Source organism: Actinosynnema sp., assembly GCF_052038725.1.
The window spans coordinates 1-2,041 of record NZ_JBQGCX010001334.1 but is presented as its reverse complement, the minus strand read 5'-3'; the positions used below and the strand labels follow the sequence as shown (position 1 = coordinate 2,041).

1 protein-coding gene is annotated in these 2,041 nt (G+C 75.0%); it reads right to left on the bottom strand.

Going from position 1 to position 2,041, the window contains the following annotated elements:
• The coding region (locus tag ACTUAL_RS28165; protein ID WP_440902358.1) for a beta-ketoacyl synthase N-terminal-like domain-containing protein at positions 1–2,041 on the bottom strand (2,041 nt) is incomplete at both ends.

Here is a 2,041-nt window from a genome sequence, read left to right as displayed (position 1 = left end):
GGGTGTCCCGCTGCCAGTGCGTCGGACAGGCGTTCCAGGACCAGCACCGCCACGCCCTCGGACCACCCCGTGTCGTCGGGGCGTTCGGAGAACGGCTTGCGCTTCGGGCCGTCGACCTGACGCTTGGTGGCCTCGGGGGTGCTCAGCACCTCCACACCGCCCACCAGCGCCAGGCCGGACTCGCCCGAGCGCAGGGACTCGCTCGCCAGGTGCACCGCCACCAGCGACGACGAGCACGCCGTCGCCACGGTCACCGCCGGACCCACCAGGCCCAGCGCCTGGGCGATCCGGCCGGACGTCGCGCTCGGGCACCCGCCTGGCGCGTCGGGGTGGTCGGCGCCAACGCCCACGAACGTGCCGGTCGTGGTGTCGCGCAACGAGGTCGGGTCGACGCCCGCGTCCTCCAGGGCCTCCCAGGTGGTTTCCAGCAGGAGGCGTTGGCGGGGATCGGTCGCCAGGGCCTCGCTCGGGCTCAGGCCGAAGAACGCGGCGTCGAACTCGCCCGCGCCGTCCAGGTAACCACCCGGACCGCCGCTCTCCCAACCCCGGTCCGCCGGGGGGAGCGGGACGATCGCGTCACCGCCCTCGGACAGCAGCCTCCACAGCGCACCCGGCGAGTCCACCCCGCCCGGCAGGCGGCAGGCCGTCCCCACGCCGGCGATCGGCTCCGCACCGGGGACGTCGAAAACGCCGGTATCGGGAACAGCGCCATCGACGCCATCGAGAGGGACTGAAAGGAGACCATCAGTGGAATCAGGAGCGCCTGCGGCGGGAACGGGGGGAGTGATGAACTCGGAGGGGAGAGCCTCGAAGGGGAGAGCCTCGGAGGGGAGGGGGGCTGGGGGGAGTTCGAGTGGTTCCTGCTCGGAGTCTGCTGGGGGAGTGTCGTCCGGCTCGGACTCGTATTCGGCCTCGGCGACTTCGTCCGGCTCAGGTTCGTATTCGGCCTCGGCGACCTCATCCGGTTCAGGTTCGGCCTCGTCGGCCTCGTCGGGGGCGGCCGGGTCTTGCTCCGCCTCCGCCTCCACCGCCGCCTCCACCGCCGCGTCCGCGTCCTCCAGGTCCTCCAGGTCCTCCAGGCTGAACCTGATCGTGTCCGCGTCGGCCGAGACCTCCACCGGTGCGACGAAGTCCGTCGCCTCCGGGTCCCCCGCCTGCTCCTCCTCTCCCGCCCAGCAGCTCTCCCGCTGGAACGGGTAGGTCGGCAGCGTCACCCGTCGCGCGTGCGGCACCAGCCCGCGCCAGTCCACCGGCAGACCGCCGGTGTGCGCCCGTGCCAGCCAGTTCAGCAGCGCGGACGGCCCGTTCGCCGTCGACGGGATCGGCAGCAGGGACGGGTCGTGGGCGTGCAGCCACGTCGTCGCCCGGTGGAACAGCACCGGGGCCCGCAGCTGCCTCGCCCCGTAGCCGGGGGTCGTGATCTCGTCGGTCGGCTCGCCCAGCACGGTCGACACCACCGGCACCCGCGGCGCCCGGAACGCCAGGGTCGCCGCCACCGCCGCCAGTTCCGGCACCATCGGGTCGCAGTGGTGCGAGTGGAACGCCCCGCGCGTGCGCAGCCTGCCCGCGTCCACGCCCGCCCGCCGCCAGCGCGCCACCACCTCGTCGACCGCCGCGCCGTCCCCGGACACCACGGTGGCGTCCTGGGTGTTCACCGCCGCCACGCCCACGCCCGGCACGTCCCGCAGCGCCGCCGCGACCTCGGCGGCCCCGGCGCGGACCTCCGCCATCGCCCCGTCGGCGGGCAGCTCGCGCAGCAGCGCGGCCCGCGCGCGCACCAGGGTCGCCGCGTCCCGCAGGTCCAGCACCCCGGCCAGGTGGGCGGCGGCGACCTCGCCGACCGAGTGGCCGACCAGGAAGCTCGGCCGCACCCCGTGGGCGGCCAGCAGCGCCGCCAGCGCCACCTGGAACGCGAACAGCGCGGGCTGCGCCACCTCCGTCCGGTCCAGCTCCTCCTGCGAGCCCTCGAACACCACCTCGGTCAGCGCCGGGTCCAGGTGCGCGCACGCCTCGTCCCACGCGCGCGCGAACACCGGGAACG